The sequence below is a fragment of the Pandoraea anhela genome, assembly GCF_902459655.1.
Taxonomy (GTDB): Bacteria; Pseudomonadota; Gammaproteobacteria; order Burkholderiales; family Burkholderiaceae; genus Pandoraea; species Pandoraea anhela.
In genome coordinates this window covers 149,469-172,757 of sequence record NZ_CABPSB010000006.1, presented here as the reverse complement: position 1 = coordinate 172,757, position 23,289 = coordinate 149,469, and the positions used below count along the sequence as shown (strand labels likewise).

Sequence of the window (23,289 nt, the reverse complement as noted above, 5' to 3'; positions counted from 1 at the left end):
TGCCGAATCAGCGGTGCGCGGTACTGTCCTTGCCGGGGCCGGTGTCGGGCGATTCAGTGTCGTCGAGGATTCCAGTCGCCTCGGCTACCCCCTTCACCCCATCCGCCCCGGCCACGTTCGCGGCGGCCGAGCCGAACACCGGCGTATCGGCGTTGGCGGTGAGGCCGGCGCCGCGCCAGCCGGGCAATTCGGCGAGCGTCTTTTGCTGTTCGCGCAGTTCGGCGAGCATGTTGCAGAAGAGGGCGCCTTGTTCGAGGGCGTCGTCGAGCGCCACGTGCGTGTGCGGCAGCGGGTCGAGCCAGACTTGCGGCAGACGCGGCTTGATGCATTTGCGGTACGGCATGCCGGTCATCGCGAAGGCGAGCGTCTTGATATCGAGCGCCGACCACGAGAACGGGCAACGGCCGACGAAGCGCATCATGTACCAGAACATGAACGTGAAATCGAATCCCGCCGGGTACGCCACGAATACCGGCTTGCCGGGCAGCTTTTCGACCCACTTCACATACGCCTTGAGCGCTTTGGCCGGATCTTCCGGATCGACACGGCATGCCGCCCACGCCTCGGGTTCCGTTTTCCACCACTTCATCGTCAGCGGATGGCCTTTGGCGTCGGGCAGGCATTCGAGGTTCGCGCTGAAGGTGCCGATCAGTTCCTTATCGGCGGTGTACGCCGCCGAGGCGAAGCTTAGCATCGAGTGCGGGCCGGGGATCGGGCCGTCGGCCTCCACGTCGGTGCTGACGAAAATCTCCTCGTCGACAGGAATGATGCGCGACGGGATCCGGGACATCGCCTCGCTCATGAGGCGCTCCGGGCGAGTACCGCGTCGGCGACGTACGGGTTCGTCCTGCGCTCCTGCCCGAAGGTCGAGACGGGGCCATGCCCGGGGATGAACGTCACATCGTCGCCCAGCGGCCAGAGCTTGTTGCGGATCGATGCGATCAGATCGGCGTGGTTGCCGCGCGGAAAGTCGGTGCGGCCGATGGAGCCGGCGAACAGTACGTCACCCACGCTCGCCAGCCGCTCGTCCTTCGAGAAGAACACGACGTGCCCCGGCGTATGGCCCGGGCAATGGAAAACATCGAGCGTCACGTCGCCGAAGGTGACGGTGTCGCCGTCGCCCAGCCAGCGATCGGGCGTGAAGGACTCGGGTTCCGGGAAGCCGAAGCGCGCGCTTTGCGCCTGAAGCTGGTCGATCCAGAAAGCGTCGTCCGGATGCGGACCCTCGATCGGGACATCGTACTTTGCCGCCAGCGCGCCCGAGCCGCCGCAATGATCGAGGTGGCCGTGCGTGAGGAGGATTTTTTCGAGGGTCACACCCTGACGTTCGATCTCGCCCACGATGCGGTCGATGTCGCCGCCGGGGTCGACCACGGCGGCGCGCTTGGTCGCATCGCAAACGAGCAGGGTGCAGTTTTGCTGAAAAGGCGTAACGGGAATCAGGGTGACGTTCATGAGTGATCGGGGACGCGATTTTTGTCTATTGTATTCGGCCCGGCGCACCATCGTCCGCCGCAGTATTCGTCGCGGCACGGATCGCAGTGTGCGTCGCGCCGCCCCTCGGCCTTACCCGGTGCGGGAATGCGGTCTTCCGCAAAGCGCTTATGGGCGGGGGGAGCCCGCTTCGAGGTAACGCTTTGTAATCAAGTATTAGCCGGTAAGTGAACGCTCGCTGATGGGTTGATTTTTGCGTCGTGTTAGACTTGCGGGCTATGCGAACACGCGACATGCTCACACGGTTCGCGGTCTGCTGCGCCCTCGCCCTGACGTTGACAGCCTGCACAACGCCGCTCGAACCCCCCAGTCAGACGGCCGCCGCCACTTCGGCGACGGGCGCGCGCGCCCGTGCGCGCGAGGCCAATGCACCGGTGGGTTCCAGCTTCGATCTGCACTGGCCGGGCCGCGCCTATCGCAATGAAGGTCTCAATCCCGGCGACCCCGATGCGCCGGATCGCGACGGCGAAGCGCGACTGCGTGCCGATGCCGGCACCTTCTTTCAGACGGGCATGGCCTCGTGGTACGGCAAGAACTTCCACGGCCGACGCACGGCCACCGGCGAAGCGTTCAACATGAACGAGCCGACCGCCGCGCATCCGACATTGCCGCTGGGCAGCTTCGCGCTGGTGCGCAACGTCGCCAATAACAAGACGGTCGTCGTGAAGATCAACGACCGGGGGCCTTACACCCGCAATCGCATCATCGACCTGTCGTACGGCGCGGCCAAGCAGCTCGACTTCGTCCGGGCCGGTCACGCGAAGGTCGAAATCCGCCGCCTGTCGCGCAGCGAAGTCGCCGCCCTGGGCCTCGACGAGAGCAACAACGCCCCCTGACGTACGCACGCGTGGGCGCATCGCGCGGCTGCCACGTCGTTTCCGTACCTTCATTCCCGAACGCCATTCCGGATTCGCGACGAATCGTCTCAAAAAGTGGGACGTCATCTGCCTTTTTATTGTGCAAAAAGCGCTGATTTCGGGTGAATTCTTGCGCATTGTTGCGGTTTTCAGCGCATCTCATGGGTTGAACGCGTCGCATGAATATGCGCAGATTTCATCACCTGAGACCAAATCGACTATTTTTTTTCCGATTGCCGCATCAATCTGCCAGCGTTTGGGCGCAATCCGATGTTCCACGGGCTTCCCGGGAAGTTGCATCGGCAACCGTTGTTCGCTGCCGGGGATGTGGGTAGACTGTGCCCCACGCGCAGGTGCACGCTTTGTGTGCATCCGAAAGAGGCCCGCGGAGACCCGGGTCCGGCGCACCGATACCTATCACTATCAAGAGCATTCCTGGAGGAGTTGTGATGTCGACGATGGGCAAATTCGCCACGCGCACCGTGCTGTGCGCAGTGGCCGCAACGCTGTTGGGGACGACCGGCGCGGCATTCGCGGCGGAGACGAAATCGGTTGCCGTCGTGGCGATCGTGGAGCACCCGGCACTCGACGCCATTCGCGACGGCGCGAAAGACGAACTCAAGGCGGAAGGTTACGAGGTCGGCAAGAACCTCAAGTGGGAATACCAGAGCGCCCAGGGCAACACCGGTACCGCTGCGCAGATCGCCCGCAAGTTCGTGGGCGACAAGCCGGACGCGATCATCGGTATCGCCACGCCGACGGCGCAAGCCGTGGCGGCATCCACCAAGTCGGTGCCGCTCGTGTATTCGGGCGTGACCGATCCGGTCGCCGCACAACTGGTCAAGAGCTGGGATGCCTCGGGCACGAACGTGACGGGCGTGTCGGACAAGCTCCCGCTGGACAAGCAGGTGGCGCTCATCAAGCGTGTCGTGCCGAACGCGAAGACCGTGGGCATGGTGTACAACCCGGGCGAAGCCAACTCGGTCGTGGTGGTGAAGGAGCTCGAGAAGCTGCTGCCGAACGCCGGCCTGACGCTCAAGACCGCCGCCGCGCCGCGTACCGTCGACATCAGCTCGGCGGCCAACAGCCTCGTGGGCAAGGTCGACGTGATCTATACCAACACGGACAACAACGTCGTGTCGGCATACGAGTCGCTCGTGAAGGTGGCGAACGAACGCAAGATCCCGCTCGTCGCTTCGGACACGGATAGCGTGAAGCGCGGTGCGATTGCGGCGCTGGGCATCAACTACTACGACCTCGGCCGTCAGACGGGCAAGGTGGTCGGGCGCATCCTCAAGGGCGAGAAGCCGGGCGTGATCGCCTCGCAGACCAGCTCGAATCTGGAACTGTTCGTCAACACGGCGGCGGCCGCCAAGCAAGGCGTGAAGCTGTCGGACGATCTGGTGAAGGAAGCCAAGACGGTCATCAAAGAGTAAGCGGAACGAAGCAGGAAACCCGCGCGCGAGTCACGCGCGGGATGCCGGCGCCAAGGGCTGATACCCGCCGTGCCGGCACGCGACAGGGCGGCGCCCGGACACGATCTGTCCCCGCCGCTCTTTTCCTATCGAATGGGCGAGATGGCTCCCCCCGAAACGCGGTCGCACAACGACCGGCTATGACCTGACCTGGCCGACTCGGCCGTGCGGGCGCCGATGCCGAGACCCGGCAAGGGCTGTCTTGCGCAGTGGAATTACGACAATGTCCTTTTTCTCTCTCATGGGCGCACTGGAGATCGGTCTGATCTTCAGTCTCGTGGCGCTCGGGGTGCTGATTTCCTTCCGCATCCTCAACTTTCCCGACCTGACGGTTGACGGTAGCTTTGCGCTTGGTGGCGCGACGGCGGCTATCCTGATCGCCAACGGCACCGATCCGTTCGCGGCGACTGCCGTGGCGATGGTGGCCGGTGCCGTGGCGGGTTTCATCACCGGCTGGCTGAACGTGCGTCTGAAAATCATGGATCTGCTCGCCAGTATCCTGATGATGATCGCGCTCTACTCGGTGAACCTGCGGGTGATGGGCGCACCGAACGTGCCGCTGATCACGTCGCCCACGGTCTTCACGATGCTCCTGCCCGAGAACGCGCCGGCCTGGCTGCCGGATTACGTATTGCGCCCGCTTCTGCTGCTGGTCGTGGTGGTGGTGGCGAAGCTCGGTCTCGATTACTTCTTCTCGTCGCAGCAGGGTCTCGCGATGCGCTCGACCGGTGCGAATCCGCGCATGGCGCGTGCGCAGGGCGTAAACACCGGCCGCGAAATCCTCGCAGGCATGGCGCTGTCGAACGCCCTGGTGGCGCTCGCCGGCGCGCTGTTCGCGCAGTCTCAGGGCGGCGCCGACATCTCGATGGGGATCGGTACTATCGTGATCGGTCTGGCCGCGGTGATCATCGGGGAGACGATTCTCCCGGCGCGACGCCTCATTCTCACCACGCTGGCCGTGGTGGTGGGGGCAGTGCTGTACCGCTTCTTCATCGCACTCGCGCTGAACAGCGATTTCATCGGTCTGAAGGCGCAGGACCTCAATTTGGTGACGGCATTGCTCGTGGCCGTGGCGCTGGTGTTGCCCGCCACGCGTCGTAAGCTGTTCGCCCGCAAGAACGGAGGTGCCTGACCATGTTGAGCGCAAAAGACCTCAAGATCACTTTCAACCCGGGCACGCCCATCGAAAACCGTGCGTTGCGCGGCATGTCGCTGGAGATTCCGACCGGCCAGTTCGTCACCGTGATCGGCTCGAACGGCGCGGGCAAGTCCACGTTCCTGAACGCCATCAGCGGCGATCTCTCGGTGGACTCGGGCACGATCTCCATCGACGGCAACGACGTCACGAAGAAGACCGCGTGGCAGCGTGCGAATCAGGTGGCGCGGGTGTTCCAGGACCCGATGGCAGGCACGTGTGAGGCGTTGACCATCGAAGAGAACATGGCGCTGGCCGTCAAACGCGGTGAGCGTCGCAGCTTCGGTTTCGCGTTGAACAAGGCGTTGCGCGAACGTTTTCGCGAGAAGCTGAGTCTGCTAAACCTCGGGCTGGAGAATCGTCTGTCGGACCGCATCGGATTGCTCTCGGGCGGTCAGCGTCAGGCGGTCAGTCTGCTCATGGCGTCGTTGCAACCGTCGCGTATTCTGCTGTTGGACGAACACACGGCCGCACTCGATCCGAAGACGGCCGCCTTCGTGCTGGAATTGACGGCGCGCATCGTTGAGGAGAGCAAGCTCACGGCGATGATGGTCACGCACAGCATGCGGCAGGCGCTCGACTACGGCTCGCGTACGGTCATGCTGCATCAGGGCAAGGTCGTGCTCGACGTCTCCGGCGAGGCGCGCAACGGACTGGATGTGCCGGACCTGCTGCAAATGTTCGAGCGCACGCGCGGCGAACAACTCGACGACGATGCGTTGCTGTTGAGCTGATCGGCACCCGACGCACTGAACGCGCGCCACGCAGGCGAGGTGGTCAAGGTCTTTGAGACGTTCGCGCCGGTCGCTCCATCAAGGTCGCTGTCGATGTGCAGGTGACGCTTCACGCGATGCCCCCGGCTTGCCGGGGGCATCGTCGTTTACTTACGGTCCAGTACAGCCTGGTATCGCCTGGTATCGCCTGGTATCGCCTGGTATCGCCTGGTATCGCCTGGTATCGCTTGAGCGCCCGATCGAACGACGGCGGCACCTATCATCACCGGATTCGTCTGCGTGCCGTGTACGGCGCTATCGAGCGTGTGCCGGTTCTGGTGTGCAGCGGGCACGACATTGCTGATCGAAGATCGTCGGGCTGGAGAATTACCGGCGCGCGAGCTTGGGGAATTGCCGAGAAATTCACCGGAAACTTCCGATTTCCGGTGCCGCAAAAGTTCGATGCCAGCCCGCTGCGGGGTGCCGGGCAATCAGCCGTTTTTCAACGCCAGTGCACGCTCGTAAAGCGCGTTTTTCGGTGCGCCGGTGATCGCTGCGGCAAGCTTCGCGGCGCTTTTCGTCGGCAGTTCCGCCACCAGCAACGCCAGCACGCGTTGCGCTTCGGCATCCACGCCGTCGTCGTTCTCGCTTGCCGCCGCGCCGGAGACGGCAAGCACGAATTCGCCGCGCTGCCGGTTCGCATCCGCCTTCAACCACGCTACGCCGTCCGCCAGCGCGCACTCGTGTATGTCCTCGAAGCGTTTGGTCAATTCGCGTCCGATCAGCAGGCGGCGCTCGCCGCCCAGGCCCTCGGCCAGCGCTGCAACGGTCTCCACGATCCGGTGCGGCGCTTCGTAGAACACCTGTGCCGCCGTCGATCCGGACAGGGCAGCGATCTCCTGCGCACGCTGCTGCGCCTTCGAGGGCAGAAAGCCCACGAACGTGAACGTCTGCACCCATGCCCCGGCCGCCGACAGCAATGTGATGACCGCGCTCGCGCCCGGCACCGGCACCACGCCCAGGCCCGCCGCGCGCACCGCGTCTACCAGCCGTGCACCGGGATCCGAAATGCCGGGCGTGCCGGCGTCTGAAACATAGGCGATGCGCTCACCGCCGCGAAGACGTTCCACCAGACGCGTCGCCGCTTCGTTCTCGTTGTGCTGGTGGGCCGCGATCAACGGGCGATCGATGCCATACCGCTGCAGCAACGTCGCGCTGTTGCGCGTATCTTCACAGGCGATGGCGTCGACCATGCCGAGAATATGTAACGCCCGCACGGTGATGTCGGCGGTATTGCCCAACGGTGTGGCGACCACGTACAGCGTGCCCGGCGGGTAATGCTGGCCCTCGGCCAGCGACATCAGGCGCTCATCCATCGCATCGGGCTCCTGCGTTCGAGGGCGTGGCTATGCGGTGGGCGGCGTCCATCGGGAATTGAGCAATGCCGGCTTCGCCGGTGACGGAAAACATCGGAACAACCATGTCGAATCAGCTAGGAGTTTCGTTCGAGAACCGCGCGCAGACGCTGCTGGAGCGGCGCGGCTGGCGGTTCGTCGCTCGCAATTATCAGTGCCGGGGTGGCGAAATCGACCTCATTATGCGGGATCGGGCGGGTGTGCTGGTATTCGTTGAGGTACGCGCGCGGGCGCGCAGCGACTTCGGCGGGGCGGCGCACAGCATCACGCACGCCAAACGGCGCCGCCTCATGCTGGCCGCGCGCCATTACTTGCTGCGGCGGCCGGCGGCGCGGTGCCGCTTCGATGTCGTGACCTTCGACGGGCGTCCACCCGTGGCCAACTGGCTGCCCGACGCCTTTCGGGCGGACGATCTCTGAGGAAACCCGTGTCCGCCGGCCCTGTTACACTTGCGAAATTGCCGCCATTCTTTACCGACGGCATGTGAACGCCGACCCGGCGCACGCGTCCACGGGGCGCGCCGCAAGGCCGGCAGCTTTTGCGACACCCTGGCAAACGACCATGTCGATCGAACGAATTCAGAAACACTTCACGGATAGCGTCGAGACCAAGCTGGCCGCGCGCGATGCGCTCGTAGACCCCATCGCCGCCGCAGCGGACGTCATGGTCGAAGCGCTGGCCAACGGCAACAAGATCCTCGCCTGCGGCAACGGCGGCTCGGCAGCCGACTGCCAGCACTTCGCCGCGGAACTCGTCGGCCGTTTCGAGCGCGAACGCCCGGAGCTGCCGGCCATCGCTCTGACCACGGACTCGTCGATCCTGACGGCCGTCGGCAACGACTACAACTTCGACGTCATCTTCTCCAAGCAGGTCCGCGCGCTCGGCCAGGAAGGCGACGTGCTGCTGGCCATTACGACATCGGGCAACTCCGGTAACGTGCTCGCGGCCATCGAGGCCGCCCATGAGCGCGGCATGCACGTGATCGCGCTCACCGGCAAAGGCGGTGGCAAGGTCAACGACGCGCTTTGGGAACTGGACGTGCATATCTGTGTGCCGGCCGAGCGCACCGCCCGAATTCAGGAAGTTCACCTGCTCACGATCCACTGCCTGTGCGATCTGATCGACTCGATGCTGCTCGGCGACGAGTGAACCTATTGTCATCTTGAGGCGTCAAGATCAAGTGACGGGCACCGGGTCGCGGGGGCGGGCGGTGCCGATTCGGCGCGGCGGGGGCCGTCCCGTTCGAAAATCCAGGAAGGAGAAAGCCCGATGAGTTTCCGACGCGTCCAAGGCGTTGTTAAGCCGCTTGCAGCGGCCGTGTTGATTGCCGCGACCCTGGCGGGTTGCGCCCCCATCATCCTCGGCGGCGCCGCCACCGGCGCGCTCGTCGCCACCGACCGGCGTTCGGTCGGTGCGCAGACGGAAGACCGTGAAATTCAGGTCAAGGCCGAAGCCAACATCGCCAATACGCTGACCGACGACGCCGTGCACGTGAACGTGACCGTGTTCAACCGCCGGGTGCTGCTCACGGGCGAAGTCCCAAGCGACGCCAGCAAACAAGCCGCAGTGAACATCGTCAGGCAGATCAGCAACGTGCGCGGTATCGTCGACGAAATCGCCATCGGGCCGAAGAGCTCGTTCGGTTCTCGCTCGAACGACGCGTGGATCACCAGCAAGGTCAAGGCCAACCTGATCAACACCAAGGAAGTGTCGGCCAACGTTTTCAAGGTGGTGACCGAGCGCGGCGACGTTTATTTGATGGGGCTGGTCTCTCCGGAGGAAGGCACGATCGGCGCCAATGTGGCGAGCCGCATCGACGGCGTGCAAAAGGTCGTGAAGCTTTATGAATACGTGAAGCCGGAAGAGGCGCAGCGTTTGTCGACCGAAGCGGAGAAGAACCCGGCCCCGGCGCAGGCGGACGATAGCAATGTCGCGACGGTCACGGCCGTGCCGATCGGCAACGACGCGGTGACGTCGCGACCGCTGTCGATGCCGGCACCGATCAGTGAAGGCCCGGTCAAGCCGGGACCGTCGAGCAAGACCGGTAACTGATCTTCTGCGCCGCGGACACTCCCGTGCGCCTCCGTATGGGCCGTCGCCCGGCACCGAACCGCCGCGAGCGTTTGCGTCACCTCAGGGTGAAGCCGATGCTCGCGGCGGTGTGCGTTTCGGCAACTGTGGGGGCCGGTTTCATCGCGCCCGGCGCGGCGCTGGCCGAGACGGCGGCGTCGGCCGCAGAGGTGCGGGCCGCCTCGCCGGCGTATTTGCCCACGGCGGCCAGCACGGTCGCTCAGCCCGACTGGCAAGCCCGCGATTGGGCGATGGCCTGCATGAGTTGCCATAACGCCGCCGCCCCGGTGCATGTCGGGAAGACATCGTTGCCTGCGCTGGAAGGGCGCTCGGCGACCGCAATCATGACCTCGCTTCAAGCGATGCGCGACGGGCGGCAGCCCGCCACGCTGATGCCGCAACTCCTCAAGGGCTACCGCGACGACGAGCTGCAACGCATCGCCGCGTACTTTGCCGCGCAACCGGCGGCGAAGCCGGATTAGGCGGTACATCATGGATCGCCGCCAATTCCTTCTGGGGCTGAGTTCGACGGCTGCGCTGGCCGGAATGTCGCAGGTTTCGAGCGGCGTCGCCGCGCCGCGCTGGACGACCCCCGTCAAGGGGCGCGCCCGTGTCGTCGTCATCGGCGGCGGGTTTGGCGGCGCGAGCGCCGCGAAGGCGCTGCGCATGCTCTCCGGCCATACGATCGACGTGACGCTCGTCGAACCGAATCCGGCCTTCGTCTCTTTGCCGTTATCGAATCTGGTCGTGGGCGGCAACTTGCGAGTGAGCGATCTCACGGTGCCGTACGACGGGCTTGTCGCGCGGCACGGCGTCACGTGGCGACGCACACGCGCCAGCGCCATCGACGCCGCCCGCAAGCACGTACGGCTGGCCGACGGCGCGACCCTGTCTTACGACAGACTCATCGTCTGCCCCGGCGTTTCGCTGCAACGCGAGGCGATTGCCGGACTGGCCGACCCGGCGATCCGTGACGCGTTGCCCGTGGGCTGGACGGACGCCCGCGAGAGCGCTTTGCTGCACGCGCGTCTGAAGGCGATGCCCGACGGCGGTGTTTTCGCCATCACGATTCCCGAAGCCCCGTTTCGTTGCCCACCGGCCCCCTACGAGCGCGCGTGTCAGGCCGCCGCATGGCTGAAGCAGCACAATCCCCGTGCCAAGGTGCTGATCTTCGACGCCAACGATCAGGTGCTGGCCGAAGCGGAGCAGTTCGAGGACGTCTGGCGCACGCAGTTCGCCGGGATCGTCGAATACCACCCGCAGTTCAACTGCACCGAGGTGGCGGTCGACCGCAGGCAGCATCTGGCGCGCTTCGAACTGGGTGAGGAGGTGCGCGCCGACGTGCTGAACGTCATTGCGCCGATGCGCGCGGGCGATATCGCCGTCCAGAGCGGCCTGGCGACGGCCAACGGCCGCTGGTGCGATGTCGACTTTCTGACCTTCGCCTCCACGGCGCAGGCGGATATCCATGTGCTTGGCGACGCTATCCAGATCGCGCCGCAAATGCCCAAATCCGGCCACATGGCCAATCAGCACGGCAAGGTCTGTGCTGCGGCCATCGTCGCGACGCTGTCCGGTCGGCCGGTCAACCCGGAACCGCTCTACAGCAACACCTGCTATACGTTCGTTTCGTCCACCGAAGCGATGCACGTGGCGAGTGTGCATCGATACGACGCTTCGCAGCGCACCATGCTGCCCGTGCCGGGCACGGGCGGCGCGTCGCCACGCGCCACACGGGACGAATTTGCTTCGGGACTCGCATGGGCACAGGGAATCTGGGCCGACATGCTGGCGTGATGCGGATTTCGACGGCATCGATCACTCGCCAGATCGCTGTCGAAGCGCGTTTGGAGGGTAGTCTCTAAGCGCTAAGGTGTACGTAGAACGTACGCCCCTCCGATGTGCCCGTGCGCCGTGTTGTCTGCGCGCCGCAAACCGCCGGATTCCCTTGTTGACGGGGCCTCACCCCTCGCGGTTACACTGGCCCCACGAAAAAATAAGCGTTGGGGGGCATAGGGATGGCGCATCGCCAGGGAGAGTCCCGTCTTGCGTCACGCGTCGCGCGTGGGGGCTCGGTCAAGTCTGTTCGCAATCGTAGTGTCGTCAACGTTGTCGCAGTCTCCGTCTCCGTATCGCTTGGCTCCCTGAGTCTGCTCGGCCCGCAATCGGCATGGGCCGATGCCAGTCCGGTGCGCGGCGATCCGATGCAAAGCATTCCGAAGATCGAGGCGCCCAAGGCACCGGCGCCCACGATTCGCATTCAGCCGCCGACGCAGGAAGACGCCCTCAAGGCGTTGCTCGCCCGCAAGCTTACGCCCCAACGTTTCGGGATCGAAGGCGTGAAGTCGCTGCCTTTCGAGCAGGTCGCCGGGCTGTTCGCGCCGATGGCGGGCAAGGAAGTGTCCATCGGCGATCTGGTCGAGACGGCCAATCAGGTCACGAAGATGTATCAGGACGCGGGTTATCTGCTGTCCTTCGCCTTCGTCCCCGCGCAGGATTTCGGCGACGGCTTCGTTCGCGTGACCGTTGTCGAAGGATATATCTCCAGCACCAAAATCAGCGGTACGCCCGGGCCGTCGGAGCAGCGCCTGCGCGACATCGCGGCGCACATCGAAGCGGAGCGTCCGCTCAAGCGCGCGACGTTCGAGCGCTATCTGAACCTGCTCACGCTCGTGCCCGGCATGAAGATCAAGGCCGACGTGCAGCCGCCCACGCAGACCGACGGCGCGACCGAACTGTCGCTCGACGTGTCGCGCCAGCCCATCGCATTGGGCACGTCGCTCTCGTATAACAATCCGGGCATTCGTGGCGTCTTCACGGTGACGAGCAACGCGCTGACGCCGCTCGGCGAACAGATCCAGCTCACGGCCATCGCCCCGAAGGGCCACAACAGCGAAGAGTTCTACGCCGCGTCGTACGTGCAACCGCTGGGCTCGAACGGCCTACAGGCGCGCCTCGATGCGTCGCACTATCGCGGGCAGCCGGACGATCAGGCGCTCGCCACGCGTCACCTGGATACCAAACGCGTTGCGGTGAGCCTCTCGTACCCGATCCTGCTCAACAATCAGCGCAGCCTGACGGTCAGCGGCGGCATGTACGGCGTGAACTCGCGCGATCGCTACGAGGTGCCGAACTCGCCCAACAACATCAACTCACGCACGAACGTGCGCGCCGGCCAGGTGCAACTGGCGTACAACGAGGTCACGGAAAAGCAAACGCGTAGCGCTACGCTGGGCGTGTTCAAGGGCTTCAACGGGATGGGCGCGAGCCAGTCGTATACGACGCAGCCCGCCGGCATCCAGCAAATTCTTGGACCATACGATCTCGCTTTCTGGCGATTCAACCTCGACGCCAAGCAGGGCGTAGTCCTGCCGTGGGAGTTCGCGGTGATCGTTTCCGCCGGGGCGCAATACAGTGGCAACACCTTGCCGACGTCCGAGCAGGCCACGTTCGGTGGACAGCGCTTCGGTCTCGGCTATCCGGCCGGAGAAATCGCCGGAGACAAGGGCTGGGGCGCGTCGATCGAACTGAATCGGATGTTCCGCACCGATTTCCGCTACCTGAAGACGATTCAGCCGTACCTGATGCTCGACACCGCGCGCGTCTACCTGAATTACGGCCCGATATTCCACAATCAACTGGCATCGGTGGGGCTGGGCGTGCGGATCTCCGACAGCAAGTATTACTCGCTCGACCTCTCGATCGCCAAGCCGATGGCCGACGCGCCGACCAACTCGCCGAATCGTCCGCTGCGGTTCAACGCGAACTGGTCGTATCAGTTCGAGTAACCCGACGATGGCATCAGGAGATGGCACCTTCCGATGCCGCCCCCGCATCATCTCCACGCCACCTCCATCGCGACCTCCGTCGCCTTCGTTGCCGTCGTTGGCTTTGCCGCGCGTGACGCTTAACGTCCCCGTCGCCCACCTCCGTTCATTTTTCTTCTCAGGTTTTTCCCTAATGTCCGTGCACCCCGTGCCTTCCGCTTCTCCGAGGCGCGTTTCGACGCAGAGACGAACGTGCGTCGTGCAACCGCACAAGGCATCGTGCGCTATATCCGGGGGGATACACGGAAATTCATTTTCCGAAGCCGTCGCGTCGTGCCGCGCCGACGAAGGATCGGCCTGCGACGTGTTGCAGTGCAGCTTGCCTGCGCCGCCCATTATTTTGATTATCCGTATATGCGTATGTAGGAATATACGAATTTCTCTTTGCCTTCGCACGACTTTGAACACTGACCGTCATGGAAGAACTCGATCGCGTATTCGAAAAGGTGTCGCACTACTTCAGTCTGCTCTCGGAGCCGACGCGGCTGCGAATTCTGCACGCGCTGTGCGGAGGCGAGCGTTCGGTGAGCGAGGTGGTGACGGAAGTGGGCTCGTCGCAGACAAACGTGTCCCGGCATCTGGGCGCGATGTATCAGGCGGGGGTGCTCTCTCGGCGTCGCGACGGGAATCAGGTGTATTACACGATCGCGGATACCGGCGTGGTCGAGATCTGCCGCGCGGTGTGCGTGCAGGTCGCCGGCCGAATCGAGGAGGAGGCGCTGCCGGAGCGTGCCGTCGACGGCTTCATGCCGCGCGGGAGCTGAAATACCGCCTGGCGAAAGGCAAGACCGCATTACCGCAGCACCGCAATACCCGCAATACCCGCAATACCCGTAGTAAAGCGCGACAAGAAAACGCAGACGAGGCATTCGTGCCCGTCCAGCGTTCGTAGCCGCCGGTGTCCTCGCGACGCTGGCGCAGGCCACAAAACGCGAGGAGACAGGGTGAGCAAGATCAGCGAGGGCGTATCGCAAGCCGGCCGTTTGCGCCGGGCGCCGGAGAATTTCGTCGACGGTTCACTTGCCGACGACATCGTCCGCAACGGCATGAACCCCGCACGGCGCGGATTCCTGCAACGCAGCTTTCTTGCCGCCGGCGCGGCGCTCGCGGGCGGAGCGGCGTTTGCCGCCGATGCCCCGCAAGCGGCGGGCGATCCGATGATTCTCGAGCCGCGTGCGTGGGCGACGTCGCTGGGCCAGCCGGTCGCCGCGCGTGCGTACGGCATGCCGTCGAAGTTCGAAGCGAACCTGCAACGGCGCCAGTCGCCGGGCCTCACGCAGACGGCGCAGGCCTCCGTCGCCTTCACGCCGCTGCAAGGCCTGTTCGGCATCATCACGCCCAGCGGTCTGCACTTCGAGCGCCATCACCAGGGCTGGCAGGAGATCGATCCGACGCAGCATCGCCTGATGGTGCACGGTCTGGTGCGCGAGGCGAAGGTGTATACGATGGACGACCTCATGCGTCTGCCGTCCGTCTCCCGCATGCACTTCATCGAATGCGGTGCGAACACCGGCATGGAATGGGGCAACGCCGCCGTGCCGACCGTGCAGTACACGCACGGCATGCTCTCGTGCTGCGAATTCACCGGTGTGCCGCTGTCCGTCCTGCTCGACGATGTGGGCGCCGATACGCGACGCGGCCGGTTCGTGCTCGCCGAGGGTGGCGACGGCTCGGGCATGACGCGCACGATCTCGATGGAGGCGGCGCTCTCGGACGTGCTCGTCGCCTGGGGCATGAACGGCGAAATGCTGCGCCCGGAGAACGGGTATCCCTTGCGGCTCGTCGTGCCGGGCGTGCAGGGCGTGTCGTGGGTGAAGTGGCTGCGCCGCCTCAAGGTGGGCGATGCGCCCTGGAATACCAAGGATGAAACGAGCCACTACGTCGACCTGATGCCGGACGGTCAGCACCGGCAATACACCTCGATTCAGGAGTGCAAGTCCGTCATCACGTCGCCCTCCGGCGGGCAAGCGCTGCTCGATCGCGGTTACTTCAACGTGACGGGGCTGGCGTGGTCGGGGCGCGGGCGGATCAAACGCGTGGACGTGTCGACCGACGGCGGCAAGTCGTGGCGCGCCGCACGGCTCGAATCGCCGGTGCTGCCCAAGTGCCTCACACGTTTCAACGTCGACTGGCAGTGGGACGGCTCGCCTGCGCTGCTGCAAAGCCGGGCGGTGGACGACACCGGCTTCGTGCAACCGCGTTACCGGCAACTGCGCGACGTGCGCGGTACCCGATCGATTTATCACAACAACGCGATCCAGACCTGGCAAGTGGCGAAGAACGGGGAGGTGAGCAATGTCCACGTCGACTGAACGCCCACGACGCGCCATGGGAGCGCCTGCGATATCTGCGGCATCTGCACGGCGGCACCGCCGGGCGCTGTCCGTCGTCCTGGCCGGTCTGTGGGCCGTCGCGCTCACGCTCGCCGGCATGACGATTGCCGCCTGGTTCTCGTCTGAGGTGCGCGCCGCGCCACTCAGCGCGCCGGCAGGCATGGCCGGCATCGGGCGCGAGGCGACACCGGCGGAGCTGAGCGCGTGGGACATCGACGTGCGTCCCGATTTCAAGGGCTTGCCGCGCGGGCAGGGCTCGGTCGCCGACGGGCAGAAACTGTTCGATGCGCGCTGCGCGTCCTGCCATGGCACCTTCGGTGAGAGCAACGAGGTCTTCAATCCCCTGGTGGGCGGCACCACGGCGCACGATATCGAGACGGGGCACGTGGCGTCGCTGCGTGCGAACAATCAGCCGGTGCGCACCACGCTCATGAAAGTCGACACGATCTCCACGATCTGGGATTACATCCGTCGCGCCATGCCGTGGAACGCGCCGCGCTCGCTCACGCCGGATGAGGTGTACGCCGTTACCGCGTACCTCCTGAACCTCGGCGAGATCGTGCCGGCGGACTTCGTGCTGTCCGACAAGAACATCGGCGACGTGCAAAAACGCATGCCCAATCGCAACGGCATGACGCGTGCGCACGGCATGTGGCGCGTGGGCGACAAACCGGATACCCATAACAAGGCGTGTATGCAGGATTGTCCCGGGGCTGGTATCGTGACGTCCGCACTCCCTGCGTACGCCCGCGACGCACATGGAGATCTGGCCGCGCAGAACCGGGTCATCGGCCCGGTGCGTGGTGTCGATACGAAGCTGCCGCCGCTGTCGGGCACCGCCGCGCAAAATGCGACGGTGCGCAAGACCGCGGCCCTCGCCACGTTGGGTATGGCGAGTCCGGACGCGCCGGCCCAAACCGCCGCTGCGACGTCACCGGCAGCAACGCTTGCGGATAAGAACGGTTGTCTGGCCTGTCATGGCGTTACCGACAAGAAGATCGGGCCCGCCTTCTCGGAGGTCGCCGCCAAGTACCATGGGCAGTCGAATGCGACTGAAATACTGGTGGCGAAGATACGTGCCGGAGGTGCCGGTAATTGGGGCAGCATGCCGATGCCGCCGCAATCACAGGTTGCAGAAACCGATATCCGTACGATGGTCGACTGGATGCTTCGTGGTGCACATTGAGCGGGCAGGGTGTCCGACGGATGGCCGGCCACAGGCCAGGCCGCCGCAGGGCGCCCGTCCCCTACACAAACCGAAGGAGCAAGAATGAAGAAGATGCTGATCGCTGCGGCCATGCTGGCCGGCACCTCGCTGGCTCACGCCGGCGTCGACGTCGCCGCCGCCACCAAACTCGCCCAGGCCAACGCCTGTATGGGTTGCCACGCCGTGGACAAGAAGCTCGTCGGCCCGTCGTATCAGGAAGTCGCCGCCAAGTACAAGGGCGACAAGGATGCCGTGAACAAGCTGGTGAAGAAGGTGAAGGGTGGCGGCTCGGGCGTCTGGGGTCCGATCCCGATGCCGGCACACCCGAACATGTCGGAAGCCGACGCCAAGATCCTGGTGGATTGGGTGCTGGCCGGCGCCCCGGCGAAGTAAGGCCGGGGCAGGGGGCTCGCCGCAGCATCGGGCGAGCGAACGGCGGCCGGGGCAGGTTGTGACGTCATGCGTCATGATCGTTGCACCGGCGGCCTTCAGAGAAGGAAACACACAAAGATGAACCAACAGCGACGCGACATGCTGCGGTTTTCCGCGGTCATGGGACTGGCGGTGGCCGCCGGGCTGATCAAGCCCGAGGAGGCCCGCGCGGCACAGGTGGAGTGGAACAAGGCGGCGTTTGCCACCAAGAGCGTGGCCGACACGGTCAAGGCGCTCGGCGGCACGAGCGCGAGCCCCAGCGACCTGGTCGTGCTGACGGCGCCCGACATCGCCGAGAACGGCGCGGTCGTGCCGGTGGCGGTCACGAGCAAGGCCCCCAACACGCAATCGATCGCCATCCTGATCGAGAAGAATCCGAACACGCTCGCCGCGTCGTTCGACATTCCGGACGGCACGGAGCCGTCGGTGACCACGCGCGTGAAGATGGGACAGACCTCGAAGGTCTACGCGCTCGTCAAGGCGGACAACAAGTACCTCGTGGCCGAGAAGGAAATCAAGGTCACGCTGGGTGGCTGCGGCGGTTGAGCGACGCATCGTATCAGGCTAGAGGAGCACAACATGGGTAATCCGATGCGCATTCGCGCAACCGAGGCCGGCGGTGTCGTCGAAGTCAAGGCGCTGATGAGCCACATCATGGAAACCGGTCAGCGCAAGGACGCTTCCGGTAACATCGTCCCCGCACACTTCATTCAGACGGTCACGGTCACTTGCAACGGCAAGACGGTGCTGACGGCCGAGTGGGGCCCCGCCGTGTCGAAGGATCCGTTCATGTCGTTCAAGTTCAAGGGCGGCAAGAAGGGCGACAAGGTCGCGGTGACGTGGACCGACAACAAGGGTGATTCGCGCACCGACGAGGCGACGGTCGCCTGAGTCGGCGTGCCGGGGGCGTTGCTGCGCCGACCCACCCCACAAAGAGGAGAGCCAGATGAAAGATGCGCAACATAGCGCACCGGCGAGCGTGCCTGCGACCGTTAGCGGTTCCGCATGGCGGCACCGCAAAGTGCTCGGTACCTTGCTCGGCGGCGTGCTCGCCGTCGCGGGCGCCGGCGTTCCCTTAGCCACCGCAGTCGCCGCCGACAGCTCGACGGCCGACGCTATCGCGCAGTATCGCGAAATGCTCGCGGACGGCAACCCGGCAGAACTCATCGAAATGCGCGGCGAGGCCCTCTGGAACACGCCGCGCGGCCCGAACAACGTGTCGCTCGCCCAGTGCGACCTCGGGCTCGGCGCGGGCGTGCTGAAAGACGCCTACGCCCAGCTTCCGCGCTACTTCCCCGATTCGAAGCGCGTGCTCGACGGCGAATCGCGCATCGTCGAGTGCATGGTGAATCTGCAAGGCTTCAAGCGGGCGGACGTCATCAAGCAGCCGTTCTCCAGGGAGGGCCAGGACCCGACCAATCTCGAAGCGCTCACGGCTTACGTGGCGGGTCAGTCGCGCGGCGCGCAGATCCGTGTGCCGCAGTCGCACAAGGAAGAGAAGGAGGCTTACGCGCGCGGCCAGAAGATCTTTTACTACCGTGCCGGTCCGTACGATTTCTCGTGTGCGTCGTGCCACGGGGCGGACGACAAGCGGATCCGTCTTCAGGACCTGCCGAACCTGACCAAGCCGGCGGCGGCACGTCAGGCCTTCGCGACGTGGCCGGGCTATCGTGTCTCGCAGGGCGCGCTTCGCACCATCCAGTGGCGCATGTACGACTGCTTCCGTCAGCAGCGCATGCCGGAGCTTAACTACGGTTCGCAGGCGTCGATCGATCTGATTACCTTCCTCGGTGTGATGGCCAACGGCGGCAAGATGGACGCCCCCGGCCTGAAACGCTGACCGACCACGAGGCACACCCATGAAAACATTCGCATTGCGCGCGACCGGGGTCGCGCTGGCAGCGGCCGGGGCTCTCGTCGTCGGCGCGGCCTTTGCTCAGGGAGAGGGCGTGAAGCTCGTCACCGGCGCCACCGACGCGGCCGTCGTGCAGGAATTGCGCGACTCGTTCCGTGGCGCGGGCATCGCGCAACTCGATCGCATCGACCAGAGCGAATTGCAGAAGCTGTGCACGCAGTACGCCGTGAAGCCGATGCCGGCGAAACTCGCCGAGCGTCTGCAAAAGGCGGAACTGGCCAACGTCAAGACGCCCGCCGACGGCAAGTATCTCGGCGACTGGAAGGAAGGCGAGAAGGTGGCGCAGAACGGACGCGGCATGCAGTTCACCGACAAGGCCGACACCGTCAACGGCGGCAACTGCTACGCCTGCCACCAGTTGACCAAGAGCGAGATCTCGTTCGGCAACATCGGCCCGTCGCTGTACAACTACGGCAAGCTGCGCGGCGATTCGCCCGAAGTGCTCAAGTACACGTGGGCAAAGGTCTACGACTCGCACAGCTACATGGCCTGCTCGAACATGCCGCGCTTCGGTGCGGCGGGCATCCTCACGGAACAGCAGTTGAAGGACGTCATGGCGCTGCTGCTCGATCCGGCCTCGCCGGTCAACCAGTAAGGCACGTCGTTTCGGTGTGCGGCGGCGTCTCCCGTCTTGCGATGGGCGCGCGAGCCGCCGCCGGTTTCCGGAGTTCTTCATGACATCCCTGATCGGCTCGATGCGTCACGTGGGGACACGTGCGCGGGTGGTATTCGCCATGACGCTGAGTGCGGTTGCCGTCCTGACCAGTGCTCCGGCGCTCGCGGTGGACGTTGGCGACACGGTCGTGCTGCCGTCGCTCACGCTGCTCGATGGCAAGACATTGCCCGCGAGCGCGTTCCGCGACCGCACGGTCATCGTCGAGTACTGGGCGTCGTGGTGTCCGTTCTGCGCACAGCAAAATCCGCACTTGCAGAAGCTTTACGTCGCAACGCGCGGCAAGCCGATCCAGATCGTCACGCTGTCCATCGACAAGGCGCCGCAGGACGCGCTCGATTATCTGAAGGCGCACAACTACACGTTCCCGGCCGGGATGGAGACGGATGCGTGGCGGGCGGCGCTCGGCAAACGTCGCGGCTTGCCCGAGCTGTACGTGATCGGACGCAATGGCAAGGTGTTGCGCAAGGAAGTGGGGGAGATGTTCGGGGAGGACGTGGCGGCGCTCGCGGACTACGCGGGCAAGTGAGCGAACGCGGCGGGTGATCGGTGCGAACAGTGCGAATAGTGCGAATAGTGCGATGCAATCGCCGCGTAACGGATCGCGGGTAAAGGGTACCGGTAAGGGATAACGGCAAGGTCGGCGCATCGCAGCCGTATGCGCCATGGAGACGAAATGAATCGACGCGAGTTCATGCAGGTGCTGGCCGTGGCGGCCGCCGGAGGGATGGCGCTGTCGCATCACGACACGGTGGCGGCGAAGGCGGCCGGGGCGTTCTACGATCTGCCGAAGTTCGGCAATGTGCATTTGCTGCATTTCACCGACTGCCACGCGCAGTTGCTGCCGATGTACTTCCGAGAACCGAGCGTCAATCTGGGAATTGGCGAGCAGGCCAACAAACCGCCGCATCTCGTGGGTGAGGCGTTCCTCAAAGCCTATGGTCTGCGCCCCGGCACGCCGGATGCTTACGCGTTCACCTACCTCGATTTTGCGGCTGCCGCACGCACATACGGCAAAGTCGGGGGCTTCGCTCACCTTGCGACACTGGTCAAGCGCATGAAGGCGTCGCGTCCCGGCGCGCTGCTGCTCGACGGTGGCGATACGTGGCAGGGCTCCGGCACGGCCATGTGGACGAAGGGGCAGGACATGGTGGATGCCACGCTGGCGCTGGGCGTGGACGTCATGACGGCGCATTGGGAATTCACCTACGGCGCCGATCGTGTGAAGTCCGTCGTGGAGGAGCAACTCAAGGGCAAGATCGACTTCGTTGCGCAGAACGTGCAGACGAACGACTTCGGCGATCCGGTCTTCGCGCCGTACACGATGAAGACGATGAACGGCGTGCCGGTCGCGATCATCGGGCAGGCGTTTCCTTACACGCCGATTGCGAATCCGCGTTACTTCGTGCCGGATTGGACGTTCGGCATTCAGGAGGCGCGTTTGCAGTCGATGGTCGACGAGGTGCGCGGCAAGGGGGCGCAGGTGGTCGTCGTGCTTTCGCACAACGGCATGGACGTCGATCTGAAGCTGGCGTCGCGCGTGCGCGGCATCGACGCGATACTCGGTGGTCACACGCACGATGGCGTGCCCCGGCCGGTGGTGGTGGAGAACGCGGGCGGCAGGACGCTCGTCACCAATGCCGGCTCGAACGGCAAGTTCCTCGCGGTGCTGGACTTCGACGTGAAGGGCGGCAAGCCCGTGGACTTCCGTTACAAGTTGCTGCCGGTGTTCGCGAACCTGTTGCCGGCGGATGCACAGATGCAGGCGCTCATCGAGCGCGTGCGTGCGCCGTTTGCCGCGAAGCTGGCTGAGCCGCTGGCGGTGACGGAGGGCGTGTTGTACCGCCGTGGGAATTTCAACGGGACCTTCGACCAGTTGTTGCTCGACGCCGTGATGGCCGAGAAAGATGCCGAGATCGGTTTTTCGCCGGGCTTTCGTTGGGGGACGTCGTTACTGCCGGGGCAAACGATCACGATGGAGCAATTGCTCGATCAGACGGCTGTCACTTACCCGTATACGACGCTCACGCCGATGACGGGGGAGACGATCAGGACGGTGCTCGAAGACGTGGCGGACAACCTGTTCAATCCGGACCCTTACTACCAGCAGGGCGGCGACATGGTGCGCGTGGGCGGCATGGATTACACCATCGATCCGATGGCACCGATGGGGCAGCGCATTACGGAGATGCGTCTGAACGGCAAGCGCATCGAGGCGGACAAGACGTACAAGGTGGCGGGTTGGGCGCCGGTGGCCGAAGGTGCGCAGGGCGAACCGGTGTGGGATGTCGTTGCGCGTTATCTCAAGGCGCAGAAGACGATTGTCGCGAAAGCGCCGAAGGTCCCGGCGATCCGGGGGATGAAAGGAAATCTGGGGACGGTTTGACGTCGTGGGGCGATGTCCCGGGCGGCATTCCCGAGCAATTTTGTCGGCTGCTCGCCGCGTCGGGAAAAATCGATATAATCAAGGCTTCGTGTGGGGCGGTAGCTCAGCTGGGAGAGCGTCGCGTTCGCAATGCGAAGGTCGTGAGTTCGATCCTCATCCGCTCCACCAATAAAATCAAAGGGTTACAGGTGATTTGCCTGTAACCCTTTTGTGTTTCTTCGGTCTGTGTAACCGCTGTGTAACCGGATTTGATCTGCTCAGATCCACACCCATCATCGTCACGCGGTAAGCTACAACCCGACATACGCCCTAAATGGGGCCGAGGTAGCGATGACGAAAACAGAGTTGATGGGGCCGACGGGGTTCTGGCTTGAAACCCTGCTCAAAGACGACCACCCCAAGCGTGAATATTTGCCTTTACCCGACGTCGCTGCGCGCCTCGGCTGCGAATCCGAATATTTGCTTGACGAGGGGATAGCCAGAAAGCTTGATCTATACGCCCCCGTCTTGCGCGAAGGGCTGTATGCATGGCCGGTGAGCGATCGCGGCATACCACATGAGAGCCAAGTGGGTAGCATCGACGCTGTTGAGCCAGTGTTCTGCGCGAGACTGCAATACGGCGAGTATGCGGCCCTGCCCTCTACAGACATAGAGAAGATAAAAATAGAGCAGTCGGTGACACCGGTTGGCTACATCTGCCCCGAATTGGTGATGCGGCGCGTTGTTGACTGGCAAGAAGAACAGCCACAGGCAGAACAAGCTGCGATGTTCGCCGAACGGATGAAGCGTCGCGCCAAGGAGGTTGCTTGGGTCCTCGCGCAACCTTCAGCAGCAAGCTCGCATGGCGTGGTCAGGCTTGAAATGTTGCGGGTGGCCGGTGGAGAGGTAGAGCGATTGTCGGAACAGCTCAATCTTTGTGGCAAAGCGCACAATGCGCGCGGTTTCGATGAATCCCAAGTGAGGTTGCATCCCACCGACCAAGGCGATGGTTATATTTCCACGATTTCTAAGAATAAGATTATGGAATACCCGTTTCGTGGGGAAGTGTCATCGGCCATTGTCAGGGCTATAGATGCAGCCCCTGAACCGGAAAATTTTCACTCGGTATGGGAGGAGTTGATCAAACTGGCCGAACGAAAGCTGGATCCCCTTCTCGGCGTGAATGCAGATGGAAAGATTCGGTTTAGAAACAGCAAAGGCACGACGAATACTTACGAAAAAAGCTCCCTCGCGAAAAGCCTCGGGCGCGCGGTGAAGGCGGCTAAGTCCTCCCACAAGACCCCATAAGGCACCACAG

The 23,289-nt window shown here is 64.2% G+C and carries 24 protein-coding genes and 1 tRNA gene; 22 read left to right on the top strand and 3 right to left on the bottom strand.

The genetic code is table 11. The features are described from left to right. Positions 1-7: 7 nt before the first annotated feature. Positions 8-802: a 3'-5' exonuclease family protein gene (locus PAN31108_RS11040; RefSeq protein WP_150668903.1), complete on the bottom strand. Its 795-nt coding sequence runs from the start codon at positions 800-802 to the stop codon at positions 8-10. After that, entirely contained in the window at positions 799-1,455 is a 657-nt protein-coding gene (locus tag PAN31108_RS11035) for an MBL fold metallo-hydrolase (protein ID WP_150668902.1), read from the bottom strand. The genes PAN31108_RS11040 and PAN31108_RS11035 overlap by 4 nt, the downstream gene beginning before the upstream one ends. A 272-nt stretch (positions 1,456-1,727) precedes the next feature. On the opposite strand from PAN31108_RS11035, the gene PAN31108_RS11030 reads away from it, so the two are divergent. The 4 genes from PAN31108_RS11030 (at position 1,728) to PAN31108_RS11015 (ending at position 5,755) form a co-directional block, all read left to right on the top strand. Continuing rightward, on the top strand, positions 1,728-2,330 hold the full coding sequence (locus tag PAN31108_RS11030) for a septal ring lytic transglycosylase RlpA family protein (protein ID WP_150668901.1): 603 nt from the start codon (positions 1,728-1,730) through the stop codon (positions 2,328-2,330). A 470-nt stretch (positions 2,331-2,800) separates the two neighbouring features. Beyond that, positions 2,801-3,787: an ABC transporter substrate-binding protein gene (locus PAN31108_RS11025; RefSeq protein ID WP_150668900.1), complete on the top strand. Its 987-nt coding sequence runs from the start codon at positions 2,801-2,803 to the stop codon at positions 3,785-3,787. Positions 3,788-4,049: 262 nt separating this feature from the next. Continuing rightward, positions 4,050-4,958 carry an ABC transporter permease gene (locus tag PAN31108_RS11020; RefSeq protein ID WP_150668899.1) on the top strand — a complete coding sequence of 303 codons (909 nt, stop codon included), beginning with the start codon at positions 4,050-4,052 and terminating at the stop codon, positions 4,956-4,958. A 2-nt stretch (positions 4,959-4,960) separates the two neighbouring features. Next, positions 4,961-5,755: an ABC transporter ATP-binding protein gene (locus tag PAN31108_RS11015; RefSeq protein WP_150668898.1), complete on the top strand. Its 795-nt coding sequence runs from the start codon at positions 4,961-4,963 to the stop codon at positions 5,753-5,755. 470 nt (positions 5,756-6,225) lie between these two features. Here PAN31108_RS11015 and rsmI read toward each other — a convergent pair whose 3' ends face one another. Continuing rightward, positions 6,226-7,110 carry a 16S rRNA (cytidine(1402)-2'-O)-methyltransferase gene (rsmI, locus tag PAN31108_RS11010; protein ID WP_150668897.1) on the bottom strand — a complete coding sequence of 295 codons (885 nt, stop codon included), beginning with the start codon at positions 7,108-7,110 and terminating at the stop codon, positions 6,226-6,228. 65 nt (positions 7,111-7,175) lie between these two features. On the opposite strand from rsmI, the gene PAN31108_RS11005 reads away from it, so the two are divergent. From PAN31108_RS11005 to PAN31108_RS10920, 18 genes are all read left to right on the top strand, one after another. After that, complete coding sequence (locus tag PAN31108_RS11005) at positions 7,176-7,568, top strand: YraN family protein (protein ID WP_246183890.1); 393 nt, start codon at positions 7,176-7,178, stop codon at positions 7,566-7,568. 142 nt (positions 7,569-7,710) lie between these two features. Beyond that, complete coding sequence (locus PAN31108_RS11000) at positions 7,711-8,298, top strand: phosphoheptose isomerase (RefSeq protein WP_150668896.1); 588 nt, start codon at positions 7,711-7,713, stop codon at positions 8,296-8,298. A gap of 120 nt (positions 8,299-8,418) precedes the next feature. After that, the gene (locus PAN31108_RS10995; protein ID WP_150668895.1) at positions 8,419-9,201 is read left to right on the top strand and encodes a BON domain-containing protein; all 783 of its coding nucleotides are present in this window, start codon (positions 8,419-8,421) and stop codon (positions 9,199-9,201) included. 23 nt (positions 9,202-9,224) lie between these two features. Continuing rightward, a complete protein-coding gene (locus tag PAN31108_RS10990; protein ID WP_150668894.1) occupies positions 9,225-9,701 on the top strand; it encodes a c-type cytochrome in 477 nt (158 codons plus the stop codon). A 10-nt stretch (positions 9,702-9,711) separates the two neighbouring features. After that, positions 9,712-11,016 (top strand): NAD(P)/FAD-dependent oxidoreductase, encoded by a 1,305-nt coding sequence (locus PAN31108_RS10985; RefSeq protein ID WP_150668893.1) that lies wholly within the window; start codon positions 9,712-9,714, stop codon positions 11,014-11,016. 407 nt (positions 11,017-11,423) lie between these two features. Then, positions 11,424-13,007 (top strand): ShlB/FhaC/HecB family hemolysin secretion/activation protein, encoded by a 1,584-nt coding sequence (locus PAN31108_RS10980; RefSeq protein WP_246183889.1) that lies wholly within the window; start codon positions 11,424-11,426, stop codon positions 13,005-13,007. Positions 13,008-13,462: 455 nt separating this feature from the next. After that, positions 13,463-13,810, top strand: a complete 348-nt coding sequence (locus PAN31108_RS10975; protein WP_150668891.1) for an ArsR/SmtB family transcription factor — start codon at positions 13,463-13,465, stop codon at positions 13,808-13,810. Positions 13,811-13,999: 189 nt separating this feature from the next. Further along, on the top strand, positions 14,000-15,358 hold the full coding sequence (gene soxC, locus PAN31108_RS10970; RefSeq protein ID WP_174994938.1) for a sulfite dehydrogenase: 1,359 nt from the start codon (positions 14,000-14,002) through the stop codon (positions 15,356-15,358). 118 nt (positions 15,359-15,476) lie between these two features. After that, positions 15,477-16,565 carry a c-type cytochrome gene (locus tag PAN31108_RS10965; protein ID WP_246183898.1) on the top strand — a complete coding sequence of 363 codons (1,089 nt, stop codon included), beginning with the start codon at positions 15,477-15,479 and terminating at the stop codon, positions 16,563-16,565. 84 nt (positions 16,566-16,649) lie between these two features. Then, on the top strand, positions 16,650-16,979 hold the full coding sequence (locus PAN31108_RS10960) for a c-type cytochrome (RefSeq protein WP_150668889.1): 330 nt from the start codon (positions 16,650-16,652) through the stop codon (positions 16,977-16,979). Positions 16,980-17,096: 117 nt separating this feature from the next. Next, positions 17,097-17,564, top strand: coding sequence for a thiosulfate oxidation carrier protein SoxY (gene soxY / locus PAN31108_RS10955; protein WP_039393898.1), 468 nt, complete (start codon positions 17,097-17,099; stop codon positions 17,562-17,564). A 33-nt stretch (positions 17,565-17,597) separates the two neighbouring features. After that, positions 17,598-17,909 (top strand): thiosulfate oxidation carrier complex protein SoxZ, encoded by a 312-nt coding sequence (soxZ, locus tag PAN31108_RS10950; RefSeq protein WP_044457410.1) that lies wholly within the window; start codon positions 17,598-17,600, stop codon positions 17,907-17,909. A 142-nt stretch (positions 17,910-18,051) separates the two neighbouring features. Continuing rightward, positions 18,052-18,858 carry a sulfur oxidation c-type cytochrome SoxA gene (gene soxA, locus PAN31108_RS10945; RefSeq protein WP_370819632.1) on the top strand — a complete coding sequence of 269 codons (807 nt, stop codon included), beginning with the start codon at positions 18,052-18,054 and terminating at the stop codon, positions 18,856-18,858. Between the two features lie 19 nt (positions 18,859-18,877). Continuing rightward, positions 18,878-19,528 (top strand): sulfur oxidation c-type cytochrome SoxX, encoded by a 651-nt coding sequence (gene soxX, locus PAN31108_RS10940; RefSeq protein WP_150668887.1) that lies wholly within the window; start codon positions 18,878-18,880, stop codon positions 19,526-19,528. A gap of 79 nt (positions 19,529-19,607) precedes the next feature. Next, the gene (locus PAN31108_RS10935; RefSeq protein WP_370819622.1) at positions 19,608-20,135 is read left to right on the top strand and encodes a TlpA family protein disulfide reductase; all 528 of its coding nucleotides are present in this window, start codon (positions 19,608-19,610) and stop codon (positions 20,133-20,135) included. 147 nt (positions 20,136-20,282) lie between these two features. Then, positions 20,283-21,992 carry a thiosulfohydrolase SoxB gene (soxB, locus tag PAN31108_RS10930; protein WP_150668886.1) on the top strand — a complete coding sequence of 570 codons (1,710 nt, stop codon included), beginning with the start codon at positions 20,283-20,285 and terminating at the stop codon, positions 21,990-21,992. 92 nt (positions 21,993-22,084) lie between these two features. Beyond that, positions 22,085-22,160, top strand: a tRNA-Ala gene (locus PAN31108_RS10925). A 162-nt stretch (positions 22,161-22,322) separates the two neighbouring features. Beyond that, positions 22,323-23,279 carry a hypothetical protein gene (locus PAN31108_RS10920; RefSeq protein ID WP_150668885.1) on the top strand — a complete coding sequence of 319 codons (957 nt, stop codon included), beginning with the start codon at positions 22,323-22,325 and terminating at the stop codon, positions 23,277-23,279. The last annotated feature ends 10 nt before the right edge of the window (positions 23,280-23,289 follow it).